Annotated in this window: 14 protein-coding genes; 4 read left to right on the forward strand and 10 right to left on the reverse strand. The window is 55.3% G+C overall.

All coding sequences use genetic code 11. The features are described from left to right. Positions 1-249 precede the first annotated feature (249 nt). Genes BN3911_RS04385 through BN3911_RS04395 form a run of 3 tightly spaced genes read left to right on the forward strand, consistent with a single transcriptional unit; the run spans position 250 to position 3480 of the window. Positions 250-1404, forward strand: a complete 1155-nt coding sequence (locus BN3911_RS04385; RefSeq protein ID WP_242871071.1) for an alanine racemase — start codon at positions 250-252, stop codon at positions 1402-1404. Further along, positions 1401-2972, forward strand: coding sequence for an N-acyl-D-amino-acid deacylase family protein (locus BN3911_RS04390; RefSeq protein ID WP_066861872.1), 1572 nt, complete (start codon positions 1401-1403; stop codon positions 2970-2972). The genes BN3911_RS04385 and BN3911_RS04390 overlap by 4 nt, the downstream gene beginning before the upstream one ends. Positions 2973-3015: 43 nt before the next feature. Further along, a complete protein-coding gene (locus BN3911_RS04395; protein WP_082942075.1) occupies positions 3016-3480 on the forward strand; it encodes a RidA family protein in 465 nt (154 codons plus the stop codon). A gap of 252 nt (positions 3481-3732) precedes the next feature. Here BN3911_RS04395 and BN3911_RS04400 read toward each other — a convergent pair whose 3' ends face one another. The 4 genes from BN3911_RS04400 to BN3911_RS17675 form a co-directional block, all read right to left on the reverse strand. Beyond that, positions 3733-4050, reverse strand: a complete 318-nt coding sequence (locus tag BN3911_RS04400) for a Dabb family protein (protein WP_066861878.1) — start codon at positions 4048-4050, stop codon at positions 3733-3735. Between the two features lie 195 nt (positions 4051-4245). Continuing rightward, entirely contained in the window at positions 4246-5112 is an 867-nt protein-coding gene (locus tag BN3911_RS04405; RefSeq protein ID WP_066861881.1) for a MerR family transcriptional regulator, read from the reverse strand. A 165-nt stretch (positions 5113-5277) separates the two neighbouring features. After that, the gene (locus BN3911_RS04410; protein WP_082942117.1) at positions 5278-6414 is read right to left on the reverse strand and encodes a tetratricopeptide repeat-containing glycosyltransferase family 2 protein; all 1137 of its coding nucleotides are present in this window, start codon (positions 6412-6414) and stop codon (positions 5278-5280) included. A 155-nt stretch (positions 6415-6569) separates the two neighbouring features. Next, positions 6570-7460 (reverse strand): collagen-like domain-containing protein, encoded by an 891-nt coding sequence (locus BN3911_RS17675; RefSeq protein WP_147578517.1) that lies wholly within the window; start codon positions 7458-7460, stop codon positions 6570-6572. Positions 7461-8176: 716 nt separating this feature from the next. On the opposite strand from BN3911_RS17675, the gene BN3911_RS04420 reads away from it, so the two are divergent. Continuing rightward, the gene (locus BN3911_RS04420) at positions 8177-8854 is read left to right on the forward strand and encodes an HAD family hydrolase (RefSeq protein ID WP_066861885.1); all 678 of its coding nucleotides are present in this window, start codon (positions 8177-8179) and stop codon (positions 8852-8854) included. An 84-nt stretch (positions 8855-8938) separates the two neighbouring features. Here the strand turns inward: BN3911_RS04420 and BN3911_RS04425 are convergent, their stop codons facing one another. From BN3911_RS04425 to BN3911_RS04450, 6 genes are all read right to left on the reverse strand, one after another. After that, positions 8939-9700, reverse strand: coding sequence for a M15 family metallopeptidase (locus BN3911_RS04425; protein ID WP_066861887.1), 762 nt, complete (start codon positions 9698-9700; stop codon positions 8939-8941). 180 nt (positions 9701-9880) lie between these two features. After that, positions 9881-10672 carry a hypothetical protein gene (locus BN3911_RS04430; RefSeq protein WP_066861889.1) on the reverse strand — a complete coding sequence of 264 codons (792 nt, stop codon included), beginning with the start codon at positions 10670-10672 and terminating at the stop codon, positions 9881-9883. After that, entirely contained in the window at positions 10662-12122 is a 1461-nt protein-coding gene (locus tag BN3911_RS04435) for a sensor histidine kinase (RefSeq protein WP_066861892.1), read from the reverse strand. The genes BN3911_RS04430 and BN3911_RS04435 overlap by 11 nt, the downstream gene beginning before the upstream one ends. After that, positions 12119-12793, reverse strand: a complete 675-nt coding sequence (locus BN3911_RS04440) for a response regulator transcription factor (RefSeq protein ID WP_066861896.1) — start codon at positions 12791-12793, stop codon at positions 12119-12121. Before BN3911_RS04440 ends, BN3911_RS04435 begins: the two co-directional genes overlap by 4 nt. Positions 12794-13021: 228 nt before the next feature. Then, positions 13022-14296, reverse strand: a complete 1275-nt coding sequence (locus BN3911_RS04445; protein ID WP_066861899.1) for an L-cysteine desulfidase family protein — start codon at positions 14294-14296, stop codon at positions 13022-13024. A 22-nt stretch (positions 14297-14318) separates the two neighbouring features. Then, positions 14319-15029 carry an HAD family hydrolase gene (locus BN3911_RS04450; RefSeq protein WP_066861902.1) on the reverse strand — a complete coding sequence of 237 codons (711 nt, stop codon included), beginning with the start codon at positions 15027-15029 and terminating at the stop codon, positions 14319-14321. Positions 15030-15083: the final 54 nt, after the last annotated feature.

The raw sequence follows: 15083 nt of genomic DNA on the forward strand, positions 1-15083 counted from the left end.
CGCATCGGGAAAGGTGTTTTATAAACCCAATTTTAAGCCCAGAGAGAAGTACAGTTGATCAAAAGAAAAGACTGTGGTGTTAATCACTCTCTGGCTGCCGGGATGGTGCAGAACTTTTCACGCAGCGGCGGACATCAGCGATGACTTTCCGGTTGCGCCGTGTTATAATAACCGCAAAGTGGTTTTTACGGCGGAGGAAACAGAAAGCAGCTGGCTCCGTGTTTTGAAAAGGGAGAGAGGGTCATACAGGTGAGGAAAACAGTGTTTGAGCTGATCCGGGAGCATAAGGCAGCTGTGCAGGAAACTCCCTGCATTGTGGTGGATACGGAAACGGCAAAGAAAAATATTTGCCGGATGCAGGAGGCGGTATCGGCCTGCGGCTGCAAACTGCGACCTCATATAAAAACCCACAAGATCCCCTATTTTGCCAGGCTTCAGCTGGCAGCAGGAGCGGAGGGAATCACCTGTGCCAAAGTCAGCGAAGCGGAGGTGATGGCGGCAGGCGGTGTGGAAGATATCTTCATCGCTTATCCCATGGTGGGGGAATTTCGTATCCACCGCGCTCTGGAGCTGCAAAAAAGGGTGAAACGGCTGATCCTGGCGGTTGACAGCCTGGAGGGAGCCGCCGCGCTGAGCAGGTCGGCCGGAGAAGCTGGTCTTACCTGCGAAGTGCGTCTGGAAGTGGATACAGGTGCCCGGCGCACCGGCGTAACCCGCGGGCATGTTCTGGAGCTGGCGGGGCAGATTGCCGCCCTGCCGCATTTGAATTTGACAGGCATTTACACGTTTAAAAGCCTGGTGCTCCATGGGTGTCCCACGGAAGATAATAAGGCTGCTGCCGTCGAGGAAGCGGAATTGATGAGCGGTATGGCTGCCAGCCTGCGGACCCGGGGTCTGCCAATCCGGGAGGTGAGCGCCGGTTCCACCCCTACAGGCCTTCAAGTGGCCAGGACCGGTCTGGTTACAGAGGTACGCCCCGGTACCTATATCTTTGGGGACTGGATGCTCACAAAAGAGAACTGTGCAGCAGTGGAGGATATTGCCGTCCGCCTGTATGCAATGGTGGTGAGCACTCCCGCGCCGGATTATGCGGTGCTCGACGGCGGTACGAAGACCTTTCCCATGGATATTCCTCTGGACACGCCGCCCTTCCTGTATCCCGGATATGCCATTCCCATCGGCGGGGACGGCAAACCCGATGAAAACCTGCAGCTTCGCCGCATGAACGAGGAGCACGGGATTCTCACCGCAAAAAACGGAAGAACAGGCCTCAGGGTGGGGCAGGTTTTGGAGCTGATTCCCATTCATGTCTGTACAGCGGTCAACATGCAGAACAGCGTATTTGTCTTTGAGGACGGCGTACTGCGCAGAATGCCGGTGGAGGCGAGGGGAATGCTGGTATGATACAGGTGAAAAATGCCGTCATCTGCGACGGCACAGGGAAAGAGCCGTTTTCCGGGGAGCTGCTGATCGATGGGGAAAAGCTTGCGGAGGTATCTCCCATTCCCTTTGGGGAGCTGGATGCAGAGGTCCTGGACGCCCGGGGGATGGCGGTGACTCCGGGGTTTATCGACGCCCACCGCCATTGTGATCTTGCGGCACTTTATGACCCGGAGTTCGGCAGGCTGGAGCTTGCCCAGGGCATCACCACTGCTGTGATGGGAAACTGCGGGCTGGCTCCTGCACCATGTACGGAGGAGTACAGGGACCGGCTCTATGATTTTTTGGAGCCCTGTCTGGGCACAGCTCCCAAAAACAGTTTTTTCCCTCTGGTTTCGGAGTTTTTCCGGGCACTGGAGACAAGGCGGTATCCGCTGAACCTGGGAGTATTGGGGGCCACCGGGGCCATCACTGCAGCGTCAAAGGGATTCGACAATGTCCCCTTTGACAGGAAATCCAGACACAGGGCGGAAATTTACGTGAAGGACGCCATGGAAGCAGGAGCGCTGGGGCTTTCCTGCGGTATCATGTACACGCCGGAATGTTTCAGCAAGACCGAGGATTTTGTCTTTTTGGCAAAAATATGCGGCGAGTACGGCGGCTATCTCACCAGTCATATCCGGGGCGAAGGGAATTCCCTGACAGAATCGGTAAAAGAGGTGCTGGAAATCGGGGAGCGGGCCGGTGTACCTGTGAACATAAGCCATCTCAAAGTCACGGGACTGAAAAATCACGGTTGGGGAATCGAGCGTGCTGTCGGGGTTTTGGAGGAGGCCCGCGGGAGAGGGCAGGACGTTACCGCGGATGCGTATCCCTATCCCGGTGGATCCACCACGATCCTTTCCCTGATTCCCCCCACCGTTATGGAACGGGCCAAAGGGGAGGCGGCCGCCTATCTGGGTACGCAGGAGGGCATCCGTGACTTGGCACAGGAGATCGGCAAGGAATTTTCCAGCTGGGATAATATGGTATCCTCCATCGGCTGGGAACGTATCGTCATCGGTTCTGTGATCCGGGAAGAGGACCGTATTTATGCTGGGCTGGACTTTACTGCGGCTGCGGCGCTGTCCGGAAGTACGGAGACGGAGCTGTTCTGCCGGCTGGTGCATGAGAATTCCGGCAAGATAGGGGTCATCCTCATGAGCATGGCCCAGGCAGATGTGGACCGGGTGCTTTGCCTGCCCTATGTCAGCCTCATCTCCGACGCTCTCTATGGGGGCGGCGGTATGCCCCACCCTCGTCTGTACGGCGCTTTTCCTAAGTTCCTGCGGGAATATGCGGGCGAAAAGAGCGCGCTTTCCTTTGCAGAAGCGGTCCGAAAGATGACGGGCATGCCTGCCCGGCGGCTGGGCCTCAGGGATCGGGGAACTCTGGAGCCAGGGAATTATGCGGATTTGCTGGTGTTTGATCCTGCGAAATTTACGGACCGGGCCACCTGGCAGAACCCCAGGCAGGAGGCAGAGGGCCTGGAGTATGTTCTTGTCAACGGAAAGCCGCCGCAGGAACGTGGCGGAAAAATAGTAAAAAAATAGGCCTTTGCCTGTTTTGAATCCATGATAGAAAGGAACGATAAGTATGGGCAGAATAGAAGAAAAATTGAAGGAGATGGGTCTGGCCCTTCCAACCCCGCCGGCGAAGGGCGGGGTGTATGCGCCGGCCAAATGTTTTGGGGACAACCTGGTTTACATTTCGGGCTGCGGTCCCTCTACCGACGGTACACCCATTACCGGAAAGCTGGGGGAAGCGGTGACGGAAGAACAGGGCTACCTTTATGCCAGAAATTCCATGCTCAATGTTCTGGCCGTTCTCAAGCGTGAAATAGGGGATCTGGACCGGGTAAAAAGCGCGGTAAAGGTCACCTGTTTTGTGGCCTCCGTGCCTGAGTTCTACAATCAGCCCCAGGTGGCCAACGGCGGAACACAGCTGCTGATCGACCTGTTTGGCCAGGAGGTCGGAGCCCCTACACGCTCCGCCATCGGGCTGAGCGTGCTTCCCGGCAACATGCCGGTTGAGACGGAAGCGATTTTTGAGGTGGAATAAGGTTCCAGTTGTATCCTTCCAATAGAAGCTGAAAAGCGGCGGGTAAAAGGAGAATTCCCTGTAATCCGCGCCTCGTTTTAGCCGGAGTTTCACGGTGAATTTCATTTCGCCCATTTCCTAGGAAATGTCGGAAAGAGTTTGATGCCAGAAATAGCGCCGCAAAATGAAAACGGGAGAAGAGAAGCCCATGCTTCTCTTCTCCCAGTTTGTGTCAAGAATGCAAATGCCGGGCAGGCCTTTGCACATACACTGTCATTCCTTCAGCTCGTAATCGATGCTGGCGCGGCCGTCGGGTTCCCGCAGGGCCTTGACAAAATTGCCGAAGGCCACATGACTGGGATGCTTCTGATAACGGAGCATCTCTTCCATGCTGCGGAAGGTAGAGACAAGGATATAATCGTAGTTTGTATCCGCAGAACCAGGCGCGCCGAGGAAGACCTCCATGCTGACAATCTCGGGGATTTCCTCCCGAAGGGCCAGCATACGCCGTTTGGCTTCGGCCAGGTTTTCGGCTTTGGAACGCCCTTCGGCAAACTCTTTGAATTTGAACATGACAATATGGCAGATCATAAACAAAACCTCCTGTTAGCAGCGAATTGACGAATTTCATGACAGTATAGAAATTATCGCATAAAATGGCAAAATCCGCAACTAAATATCATTCGGCCCGAGAGTACAGACCGAGAGGAGGATGGACAGCTCTGGGAAAGGAAGCGCAGAAATGGAGAAAAGCCAGATAGCGCGCCAGACCTTCCGAATGTGGATTTAACAATTGTCCAGATACGTTTTTAAAGCTTTGCCGATAAACCGGGCTGCTCCGGAACCGTATTTTCTGTCAGCTGTCTCCTGAAAGGATGGATTCGAAAGATAGGCGTCTGCCAAAAAAGACCAGTAGTGCCTGTCTGTGCTGCCGGGACCGCCTGTGTTCTCAGTAAAGACGATCAACTTCTTCAGTTTTTCCTGCACCTCTGGGGAAGCGGCGTTCAAGGTCAGGTCTTCCGTGAGCTGTCTGGTGAGAGCGTCGGTTTGGTCCGCCAGTTCCTTTGCCTCCTCCTGTGAGACGGACGGGCCATTCTCCAGAAATGCCTGGGTGTGTTCCTTCATGGCCTCTGCATATTTTTCCAGGCTGCCATATTCCTGAACCGCTTTTTCCACGAGCTGTTCTCCCTGGGCTTTCAGTTCTGAAAGGAGGGCATTATAATTCTCTATGCTCCCCAATTGATCAATGATATTTTCTGTATGCGTTTTTTTGAAATTTTCCAGCATGGTAAAATAGACGTTTTCATCGAAATCTTTAAATTCCATACATTTTTCTCCTTTTATCAGCCGATCCAGCAGTTCCAACAGGGCATTTAACCGGTCACGCTTGATGCGGAGCAGTTCCCGTTGTTTCCGGTAAACAGCTGTGGAATCAAACTGGGGGGCTTCCAGTATCGCTTTGATTTCCTTAAGAGTAAAATCAAGTTCTTTAAAAAATAAAATCTGCTGCAGTTCCTCCAAGGAGGATTCCTCATATAGCCTGTATCCGGCCTCAGTTGTTGCTGCCGGTTTAAACAGGCCGATCCTGTCATAGAACTGCAGTGTCCGCACACTGACTCCCGTCAGCTGGGAAACCTGTTTTACGGTCATCATAGCTGCTTCACCTTCTGTTCTTTATCGTGGAGTTCTGAAAGGCAGCCTCTGCCGGCAAGAGGCGCCTTTTTGCTCCCAATCCTTACTTTACACTATTACCATAGGTAAGAGTCAACAGCTTTTTTTAATTTATTCAAAATAGAGAAAACACGTTCCAAAGAGCAGTTATGTTTTGAGCCAGCCCGAGTTTTCTGCGTTTCCGGCGGCTGTCTGCCCAGGCTGTATGGAGGGCTGTGAAAGGCTGTTGAAAAAATTCCGGTTATAAAGGACGGCCTGACTTTCCGGTTTCAAACGCCCGGCCCGTTCGTTATATTCCTTGGCAAGGGCAAGGTTTCCCAGCCGGTAATGACAGACACATAACTGCAAATCGGGGATATATCCATAACAGTCAGGGATGACGAAGCCTCCGGAAGCATCGCGGCGCTTACAGGTGAGCGCCAGCTCATACCAAAAGGACGCAGTTGTAAAATCTTCCTGCCTGAAAAAATACAGGCCGATATCACAGCAGAGTTCCGCTCTCGGAGGACCAAACTGAAGACTCTGCAGTAGGGCGAGAAGTGATTCTTTCGGCTTTCCTAGGCGGTCAAGGCATTGGGAAAGCGTTCGGCAGGCCTCGATCTCATTTTCCACCCAGCCCTGCCCTGCGTCCAGATAGCTTCGCAGGATGTCCGCAGCTTTTTCATCCTTCCCATGGTAGGTGAGTTCCCGGGCATAGTAGAATTGTTCCCTGGGGGAAAGCCCGGCGCCTTCAGAGAGCAGCTTTTCAAAAATACGCAGGTTGCGGTTCGGATCGCCGGGTTTCAGTTTTCTGTGGGTTACGGCAGCCTCACAGTACAGCACGACGCCTGCCGGAGCAATGGTTTCATGTATGGCGCCCTGGAACCGCAGGCCGGACAGACGGCGGATCAGACGCTCCCGGTAATAGGTAAAGGTTGGATTCCCAGCCTCGTCAAAGGCGGTGTGATAACGCAGCATCACCACATCGGTGTCCGTTGTAAGGGAGGCTTTCAGGGATAACAGGCTGTTCAAATCCTCCGGTTCGAGGATATCGTCCGCATCCAGCCAGAGACAGAAATCCTGTGTGGCTTTGGAAAAAGAAAAGTTGCGGGCAGCGGAAAAGTCGTCGGTCCAGGCAAAATCATAGACGGAATCGGTATATTGACGGGCGACTTCCTTTGTGTGGTCTGTGCTTCCGGTGTCGACGATGATAATCTCATCCGCCAGAGACTGCGCAGAATTCAGGCAGCGGGCAAGCACCTCCTCTTCATTTCTGACGATCATGCACAAGCTGATAGTGGTCAAGGCCATCTTCCTTTCCAATAGGCTGAAGCGCAATACGAAAAGAGGGCGCTGCAAGATGTCAATTTTGCGGCGCCCTCCTGTTGGGAGGATCAATGCGTCTTGCGACAATGCTATATTACGTTTCCTCTGGTTTTATCATTCCTGGGTCAGGAAGTTTAGGCGTCTCCCAGACGCTGTACGGTCAGGCCCAATTCCTGGAAGTTAAAACCTGCCTGATCCACCACCACGGTTACCGAAGAGGAAGAGTCCACTTGGAAAGGGACACTGAAGGATAGGGTTGCCAACTCGGTGGATGAGGTGAAGGTGTGCCTTGCAGAGCCTCCGGTGACGGGCACGCCGTCCCGGTAAAGCTGCACCAGCACGGTGGCTGGAATCGTGGTCCCGGTTTCTGGGCCGGCAGTTCCCTGGAAGGTAGCTTGGTAGATACCGGGTTGGGTGATCTGCACGTCGGGAGAACCCGCAGTATGGGTAATGGAGTATCCTGAAACCAGCGGATTATCGGTAAATACCAGGGCGCCTCCAGCGGAACTGGGCTGCGTTGAAGCATCCACGGTTGCCAGCACTTCAGGAGCGCCTCCTCCCGGTTCACCGCGAGGAATCACAAAATCGAACACTGCGTTTTCTTCGGTTCCGGAATTGATGACCTGAGCTTCCGTACCGGGATCTCCGGTAATGACAGAACCAATACTGATAGTGGCCGCTGCGCCAGTGGGTCCGGTAGGCCCGTCTGCGCCGGTGGGCCCCGTCGGCCCTTCTGGACCTTCTATTCCCTGTGGGCCGGTGGGGCCCTCGGCGCCAGTTGCACCCCTGGGAATCGTAAAGTCCAGTACAGCTTCGTTTTCGTCGCCATTGTCTGTGACAGTGGCGGGCTGTCCGGGTTCTGCGGTAGTAGTGGTGTTGATCCGGACACTCCGGCCGGTAGCTCCTGTTGGTCCGGCAGTTCCCGCAGGGCCGGTCGGACCAGTAGCTCCCGCAGGGCCAGTGGCGCCCCTGGGAATATAGAAATTCAGTTCTCCCGTGGTATCGTCACCGGTGTCGGTGACCATGGCGTTTTGGCCGGGGTCAAGAGTTGTGGTAGTCCCAACGCGAACGCTGCGACCGGTTGGTCCTGTAGCCCCTGTTGGTCCTGTGGCTCCTGCAGCGCCGGTAGGACCGGTGGGGCCGGTTGGTCCGGCGGCACCTGTAGGGCCTGTGGCTCCTGTAGGACCAGTGGCGCCATTGGTTCCGGGGAGTCCCTGTACTCCCTGCGCTCCGGTGGGACCTATTGTTCCCTGCGGACCTTGAGGGCCCTGAAGTCCCTGAATTCCCTGGGGGCCGGTAGGTCCAGGCAGACCTGTAGCGCCGGTAGGTCCGGGAGGGCCTTGAATCCCTTGAACGCCCTGAATCCCCTGTGGCCCGGTTGGCCCCATAGGGCCTGTTGGTCCGGTGTTGCCCTGGGGGCCTTGAGGTCCGGGGACGGGACAGCATGGGGGACAGGGAGGCGGACAAGGTGGCGGAGGACAGGGAGAGGGGTGGCATGGCCGGGGACAGGAATCAAAGCACCCGTCTGACGGTCTGTAAATATTCATATAAAAAGATCTCCTTCATGTCCGATTGTTTTTTGGAAGGCTAAGAAAGCATTCCATTCATTAGGGTATGCGGACAGGCAGGAAATTGTGTGCTGCGATGAAATAGCCGGAGATGGGGCGCATGGAACGAATGGTTTCCCTTTTGCGAAACAGGTGATAAAATAAAGAATATAGAGAAGTTTGGGGGAATTGGAATGAAGAAAGCTCTGATCCTGGATGGATACGGAACGCTGTTTTTCACAGGCACGGGTTCGGTGGATGCTGCGGGGAAGGTTTTGGCCAAACGGGGGCGCTTCGACCTGGATGCGAAAGAATTCTATGCCCGGTGGAAGCAGATTCACCGGCAGCATTTGGAAGCTCCCGGCACCTTTTTGACGGAGGAGGTCCTTTATCACAGGGACCTGAGAGAACTGTATGCCGAATATGCCATAGAGGGAGATCCGGATGAGGATGTACAGATCATGCTGGATATTCTGGGGAATAGGACGGCCTATCCGGAAGTGAAGGAGGTCTTGGAAAAGCTCTCACATCGGATGACGCTCTGCATCGGCTCTACATCGGACACGGCTCCTCTGCTGCAGGATCTGGAGAGAAGCGGGCTGCCTGTCAGCAGGGTGTTTACTTCAGAAGGACTTCGGGTCTATAAACCCCATCGCAGTTTTTACCGGAGTATCCTGAAGCAGCTGGGGCTTGAGGCGTCACAAACACTATTTGTGGGGGACTCTCTGCGGGACGATGTGTTTGGGCCGCAGAGAGTGGAAATGCAGGCCTGCTGGGTGAACCGGAAAGGAGAACAGGCGGAGGATGTGACGCCCGATTTTGAAATACGGGACCTGCGGGGGCTGCCGGAGCTAGTAGATGCCCTGCTGTAACCTGCTGAGGCGAAAAAACTGCCGGAAACACGGTCTGGCTGTTGCCATTCCGGTTTCCGGCAGTTTTTATGGAAAATAAGGCGGTCAGGCCTTCAAGTATTCCTCCAGGCACAGGCCCTGCGTCATGATCTCCTGCGCAGTCTCTTTTCCAACATAGCGGTAATGCCAGGGTTCATAGCTTACGCCGGTGAGGTCAGTCTTGTCTTTCGGATAGCGGAGGATAAAACCATATTCCGTGCAGTGTTCCATCAGCCACTGCTGTTCCGCGGTATTTTCCTGTTCTTCCACCAAAAGCTGGTAATTTTCTGACACAATATCCGCGGCCAACCCCAGTTCGTGCTCGCTGGTGCCGGGCTGGGCCACATAACGGGAGGCCTCCTCCACGGCGTCCTCCTGGGCGATTCCCTCGTCCAGACAGCGTTCCACCCGGTTGTCAAAAAGAGTCTGCTGCAGTTCCCGGGAGCGGTAGCCGGAGCATACCACCGGGGACAGGCCCTCTTCACGCATCTTGTCCAGCATGGCTTGCAAAGAGCCGGATGCCCTGCTGTCGAACTGCTCTCCATTGCCGTCAATGGGAGAAAGTTCGGGAGAGTAGTTTTCGGGCAGGGGGTGCCTGGAATTGACCAGGGTCAGGTTCCACTCCTCCTCTTGGGGAAAATCTCCTGTCTGTGACGAATCCCGGATGTCCGGCTCCCAGCTTTCCACAAAGTACGCCGAAGCCTGGGGCATGGCAAAGGCAATCAAAACCACTACAAGGCAGCCCAGTATGCACAAACATGGAATGAGCAGTAAGCGGGAGTGCGGCGGCCTCCGTCTGGGGTTCCGGTATTCAAATTTTCGAGACATTCGGGATCCTCTCCTTTATCGAAAAGTGACGTTATCTTCAGGATACAGGGCCTGTGTATCTGAATACGAGCCAACTTGCATCAAAGTTACATAATTGGGGATTTTTCCAAAGAAAATATCTGACAAACAGGTTTTAAAGAAGGAGGCTGATACAAGAACCGAGGATTGCCCTGCGGCCGTCTAGAAAAGGATGATCCTCATATCTGTGACGCCGTCTCCATACAGAGCATAGCGGATTTTTTTATCTTTGGAAGAAAATTCTAAAGGGCAGCTGGACGAGGCGGCGTTCAGCTGACAATCTATTCCCAGGTATTCTCCAAAACCTTTTGCTGTGTTTTCCCATAGGGGAAGGAGATACGGGGCGTCTTCGTCGGAGTCGATGGAAATGGAGGAATCATAGGGCAGCGTAAAGGAATACTCCAGTATCCTGCCGGTTTCCGCATCCAGGCTCAAGGACAGGTAATGGTCGCTGGCCCCTTCCGGGGCGGCAAGAGAAAGATTCCAAATACTGACAGACTGGGAAAGGTCCTCTGTGTCGGTGTAGACCACGAGGGTGAGCTGGGTGGCAGCGGAGAGGGAGAAGTCATATTCTGCGGGGAAAGCCCCGCATTTTATCATCAGTTCCAGCTCCGGTTTGGCGGATTCCCAAACGGCTGCGGCCTCATCCTTAGAAAGCTCCCTTGCGCTGGTGATCATCCGGGAACTCTCCTGCCTCATCCGACAGATCAGGGCCAGTTTTTCTTTCAGGGAAAGGGCGGCGTCCGGTTCCAGTGTAACAGGGACAGCGCTCTCCAGGTGGACGCCGGGCAGGCTGAACTGATCCCGGACGCGGGAAAGAGCAGGCGGCAGCAAAGCAGCGGCAGCCACAGCAATCAGGGAAAGGAATACCGTGAGAAAATGTTTCCAGCGGCTTATTGTGACAGTTGGTCTGCCTGTTTTGGGCGGGGCTTGCCGAAACCGTTCAGCTTTCAAACCGATTCACCTCTTTCAGATGCACGGCGGCCAGGGTGCCCTTGCCGGGCGTGCTTTCAAAGGTAAGCTCGCCGCCGTGAAGCAGAACGATGCTTCTGCACAGGGAAAGGCCCAAACCGGCGCCGCCCTGGGCTCGGGCTCGGGATTTGTCAACCATATAGAAGGGTTCCGTGATTTTGTTCAGATCCTCGGCAGGGATGCCTTTGCCGTTGTCTTGAACGGCTATGGTGTAGCTGTCCTCCGGCCCCCAGTGTCCCAGAAGTGTTACAGCTCCATTCTGTCCCAGGGATTTTCTGGCGTTATCCAGAAGGTTGATGCAGACAGTCTGCATCAAATCCGGCTCCAGCGGTAATTCCGCTTCCTCACAGACGACAGAAAACCGTGCGCCCGCGATTTCCATAGACGGACGCACCGCGGCTTCCACCCGTGAAAAGAGCTGAGAGGCGAGGATTCGCCGCAGAGGAAACGCCTGCTTTTGCAGGACAATGAGCTCCATCAGCTTCATAGAAAGGGCCTCCAAACGCCTGCCCTCTTCAAAGATATAGTTCGCACAGAGTACGGTGTCTTTTTCGCCCAGGCTTCTGGAACGGAGAAGATCGGCATAGCCGATCATGGAGGTGAGAGGCGTTTTCAGTTCATGGGCAAAGCTGGCGGTAAATTCCTCTCGTCTTCGCGCTTCCTTCTTCAACTCCTGCACGTTTTGTTCCAGCTGGGAAGCCATTGCATTGAAATCTTCAGCCAGACCGCCCAACTCGTCTTTTGACCGTACTTCCGCCCGTCGGGAGAGATCCCCCTGCGCCAATTTTCTGGTAGCGGCGGAAAGGATTTCCACAGGTCTGGTGAGACGGAGGGAGAGAAAAAAGCTGAGTACGGCGCATATGGCGGCCAGCGCGAGGGTGAGCAGCAGAAAGGTGCGGTACAGGCTGTCCCTTGACTGGAACAGGTCTGACACTTCTCTTGTGTTTTCCAGATAATAGGTTTTTTCCCCCAGGATGAGGGGGCCGGCTATGTGCAGGGTATGGGAATGGCCTGAAGAAACCAGCACGTACCCCTGGGATTCCGGCGTGAGTCCGGCGATCAGCCCGGAGGAGGGGGAGGGAAGCTGGCTGAATACGGGATTCCCCTCTGCAGTGCAGAGCCGGAACGGAAGCGTGCCTCCGCTGATGCTGCCGGAGACCGACAGGGCGGCAGCGCGCAGCAGGGCGGAGGCGGGCGCACCGTCCGCCTCATATTGAGAGGCGGGAACACCCTTATAGGAATAGGTCTCCTGCAGCGTTTCCAGTTCCCGATGAAGAGAGCGGCGCAGCAGGCTGTTTTCCGTATAGGCAGCTTCCACCTCTTTGGAAAAAGAAGATCGAAACTGGGAGTCGATCAGTAAGAAGCTTCCCGCGCTGAAGGCAAACACGGCGGTGAACAGAGTGCTCAAAAATACCTTCCAAAAGAACTTCACCTCGGTTCTCTCTCCCTTCCGCCTTCCAAGCGGTAACCGATTTTGTAGACGGCAAAAAGCTTCCCCTCCCATTGAAGCTTTTTGCGAAGGCGCTGCACATGCAGGTCTACGGTGCGGCTGTCCCCGGAATATTCCCCGCCCCAGACCAGCTGATAGATGCGGTCCCGAAACAGGGCGATGCCGGGATTTCGCAGGAACAACAGCAGCAGTTCATACTCTTTGACGGTGAGCTTGACGGGAATCCCCGCTTTCCTTACCGTGCGGGACAGGGTATCCGCCTCCACGTCCTCAAAGCGCAGCAGCCGGGCCTCTTTCCCGTACCGCCGCAGCACGGTTTCCACCCGGGCCAGCAGTTCCAGAATTTCAAAGGGCTTTGTCAGGTAATCTTCTGCGCCCAGACGGAGCCCCTTTACCTTGTCGTTCACATCTGTTTTTGCCGTGAGAAAGATCACGGGAATTCCCAATGGGCGGATATAATCCATCAGTTCAAAGCCGTCGATGCCGGGCAGCATCACGTCCAGGAGCACCAGGTCAAACTGCCGTTCCTCCAGCAGGTCGGCGGCCTGTACGCCGTCTTCCGCACAGACACAGAGATACCCTGCGTCCTCCAGGCTCATCCGGATGAGATTCAGAATGGCAGGGCTGTCTTCCACAGCCAGTATTTTGTACACAGAACCGCCCCCCCTTCTCCTTTCAGAAAAGAATACCTCAAAATTGCATCTGAATTGTATCCCAATGGGAAGTAAACGATCTTTTTCAAAAAACGCAGCCCTTCCGCAGGGGAAGAGCCGCGTGAGAAAGCGCTGTGGGATACCCTGTCCTGAATCGTCAGCTGATTCGGAAATTTTCAGCTGCCATCCGGCAAAATCCAGGAGAAAACAGGGTTCCTCCCGGCCTGTCTAGCAACGGGTGAGCATAATGTCCAAAATTTCCCGGTCGGTCTCCCGCATGCCCTCCTTGGCCAGCAGTCCGACATTTTGGATGGTCCGTTCCACGCCTTTTGAGACAATGCCGTCCCCGGCCCTGAACTGCTGGCCCTCCCGGTACATGTGGTAGCCCAGGATACCGGCATCCACAGCGGAGGCGATTTTGGCTGCGCAGGAGGCCTTGGCTCCGTCGCAGACAATCCCGGAGACAATGGCAAGTGCGTTGACCAGGGTATGGGAAATCTCCCGATATCCGCCGCCGTAAAGATAGGCGATGGCTGCGCCGCTGCCGCATCCGGCGCTCACTGCACCGCAGTAGGCGGAAAGCCTGCCGATTTCCGATTTCAGATGGATGGTGAGCAGGTTGGAAAGCGCTAGGGCCCGGTAAAGCTTTTCTCTGGAGACCCCCAGCTCTTTTGCGTATTCGATGACGGGCAGAGAAGCTGTCATCCCCTGGTTCCCACTTCCGGAAACGATGACCACCGGCAGGCGGCAGCCGTTCATGCGGGCGTCGGATCCTGCCGCCGCCATGGCCTTGGCCCGTATTTTGACATCATCTCCATAGGCGGCAAGCAGCACTTGCCCGATATTGGCGCCCCAATTTCCCCTGAGGCCTTCCTCCGCAATGCGGGTATTGTAGGAAATCTGCCGGGAAATAGGTTCCTCTATCTCCCCTAGCGGCACGGTGTCGGAAAATTCCAGAATTCCCTCCACGCTGAGAACGGATTTATCGGTGAGCCCTTCCTCCCGGGACACACGGGCGTCCACCTGCCGGAGGGCCGTGCCGTTTTTCTCAATCAGCACGATATTGGTGTGGTAATTGACAATGCGCACGGTTGCCCTGTCCGTCCCGGAAAAGGCGGTGAGAAGAATGTCGAAAAGGAAGGGGGAACGGGAGAGTTTCACCTCGATGGGAGTGTGCAGGAGGTAATCCCGGATCCTCTCCTGCTGCTCCGGCGTCACGGAGGAGATCACTTCTAGCTGTTTTTGGGCGTCGCCGGCCGCCATCCCGGCTGCCGCTGCGGCGGGGATGCCCCGCAGGCCGCCTGTGTTGGGCACAGTGACGCTCTTGACGTTCTTGATGATGTTGCCGCTGACTTCCAGGGCGATGCGTTCGGCAGGACAACCCAGAGTTTCCCGGGCGACGGCCGCTGCATAGGCAATGGAAATGGGCTCGGTACAGCCCATTGCAGGCACCAGCTCTTCTTTTAAAATTCTGCTGTAATTCCGGATCATTTTCTCATCCATTTCAGTTGCTCTCCCCCCTGCCTTACGGCAGTAATTCCAGCAGTCCGGAAATCCGGCGGATGCTGGGAATATTGTCACAGAACTCCGCTTCCGGTTTGGCGCGGATCAGGACGGGCTGGATACCCAGCTCACGGGCGCCCTGCAGGTTCTCCACACCGTCGTCCACGAACACGGTCTCTTCCGGAGGCAGGCCCATTTTTTCCAGGGCGTCCCGGTACATGCGGGGGTCGGGCTTATAGGTTCCCAGGGTATAGCTGTAGGTGACACAGGAAAAATAGGAGAGGATTCCGAAATTTTCCAGAACAGGCACAATGGAGGGCCAGGTGTCGGAAATGACGCCCAGCCGGTATTTTCCGGAAAGGGCTTCCAGCGTGTCTATGGTATCGGGAAACAGCCGGTAGTTGTCTCTGATGGTATGGACTTTATCTTCTGTCACCTTTTCCAAGTCCGTTTGAGTCAGCCCCAGTTCTGGCAGCGCTTTGGCCAGCAGGGCATAATACTCGTAAAACTGCCGGTATTCCTCGACTGTGGAGGACATCAGGTGGTTGCGGTTTAAAAGCTCCATTCCCTCTTCCCGGGCCGCATCCACACGTTCCCGGGGCAGGGCGCTGAGCTTGTCCCGTGGAAAGTATTTCCGTGCAAAGCCGGAAAACATCCAATCTCCCGAAGGCGGATATAGCAGGGTCCAGCCCAAATCAAAAAAAATTCCGCGCACAGGCGGCCGCAGTTCCATAGAAACAACCTCCTTTCATGAGGGACAGAAATCCCCGCGTACATTGTCGCACGC

Source organism: Neglectibacter timonensis (assembly GCF_900048895.1).
GTDB classification, from domain to species: Bacteria; Bacillota; Clostridia; order Oscillospirales; family Acutalibacteraceae; genus Acutalibacter; species Acutalibacter timonensis.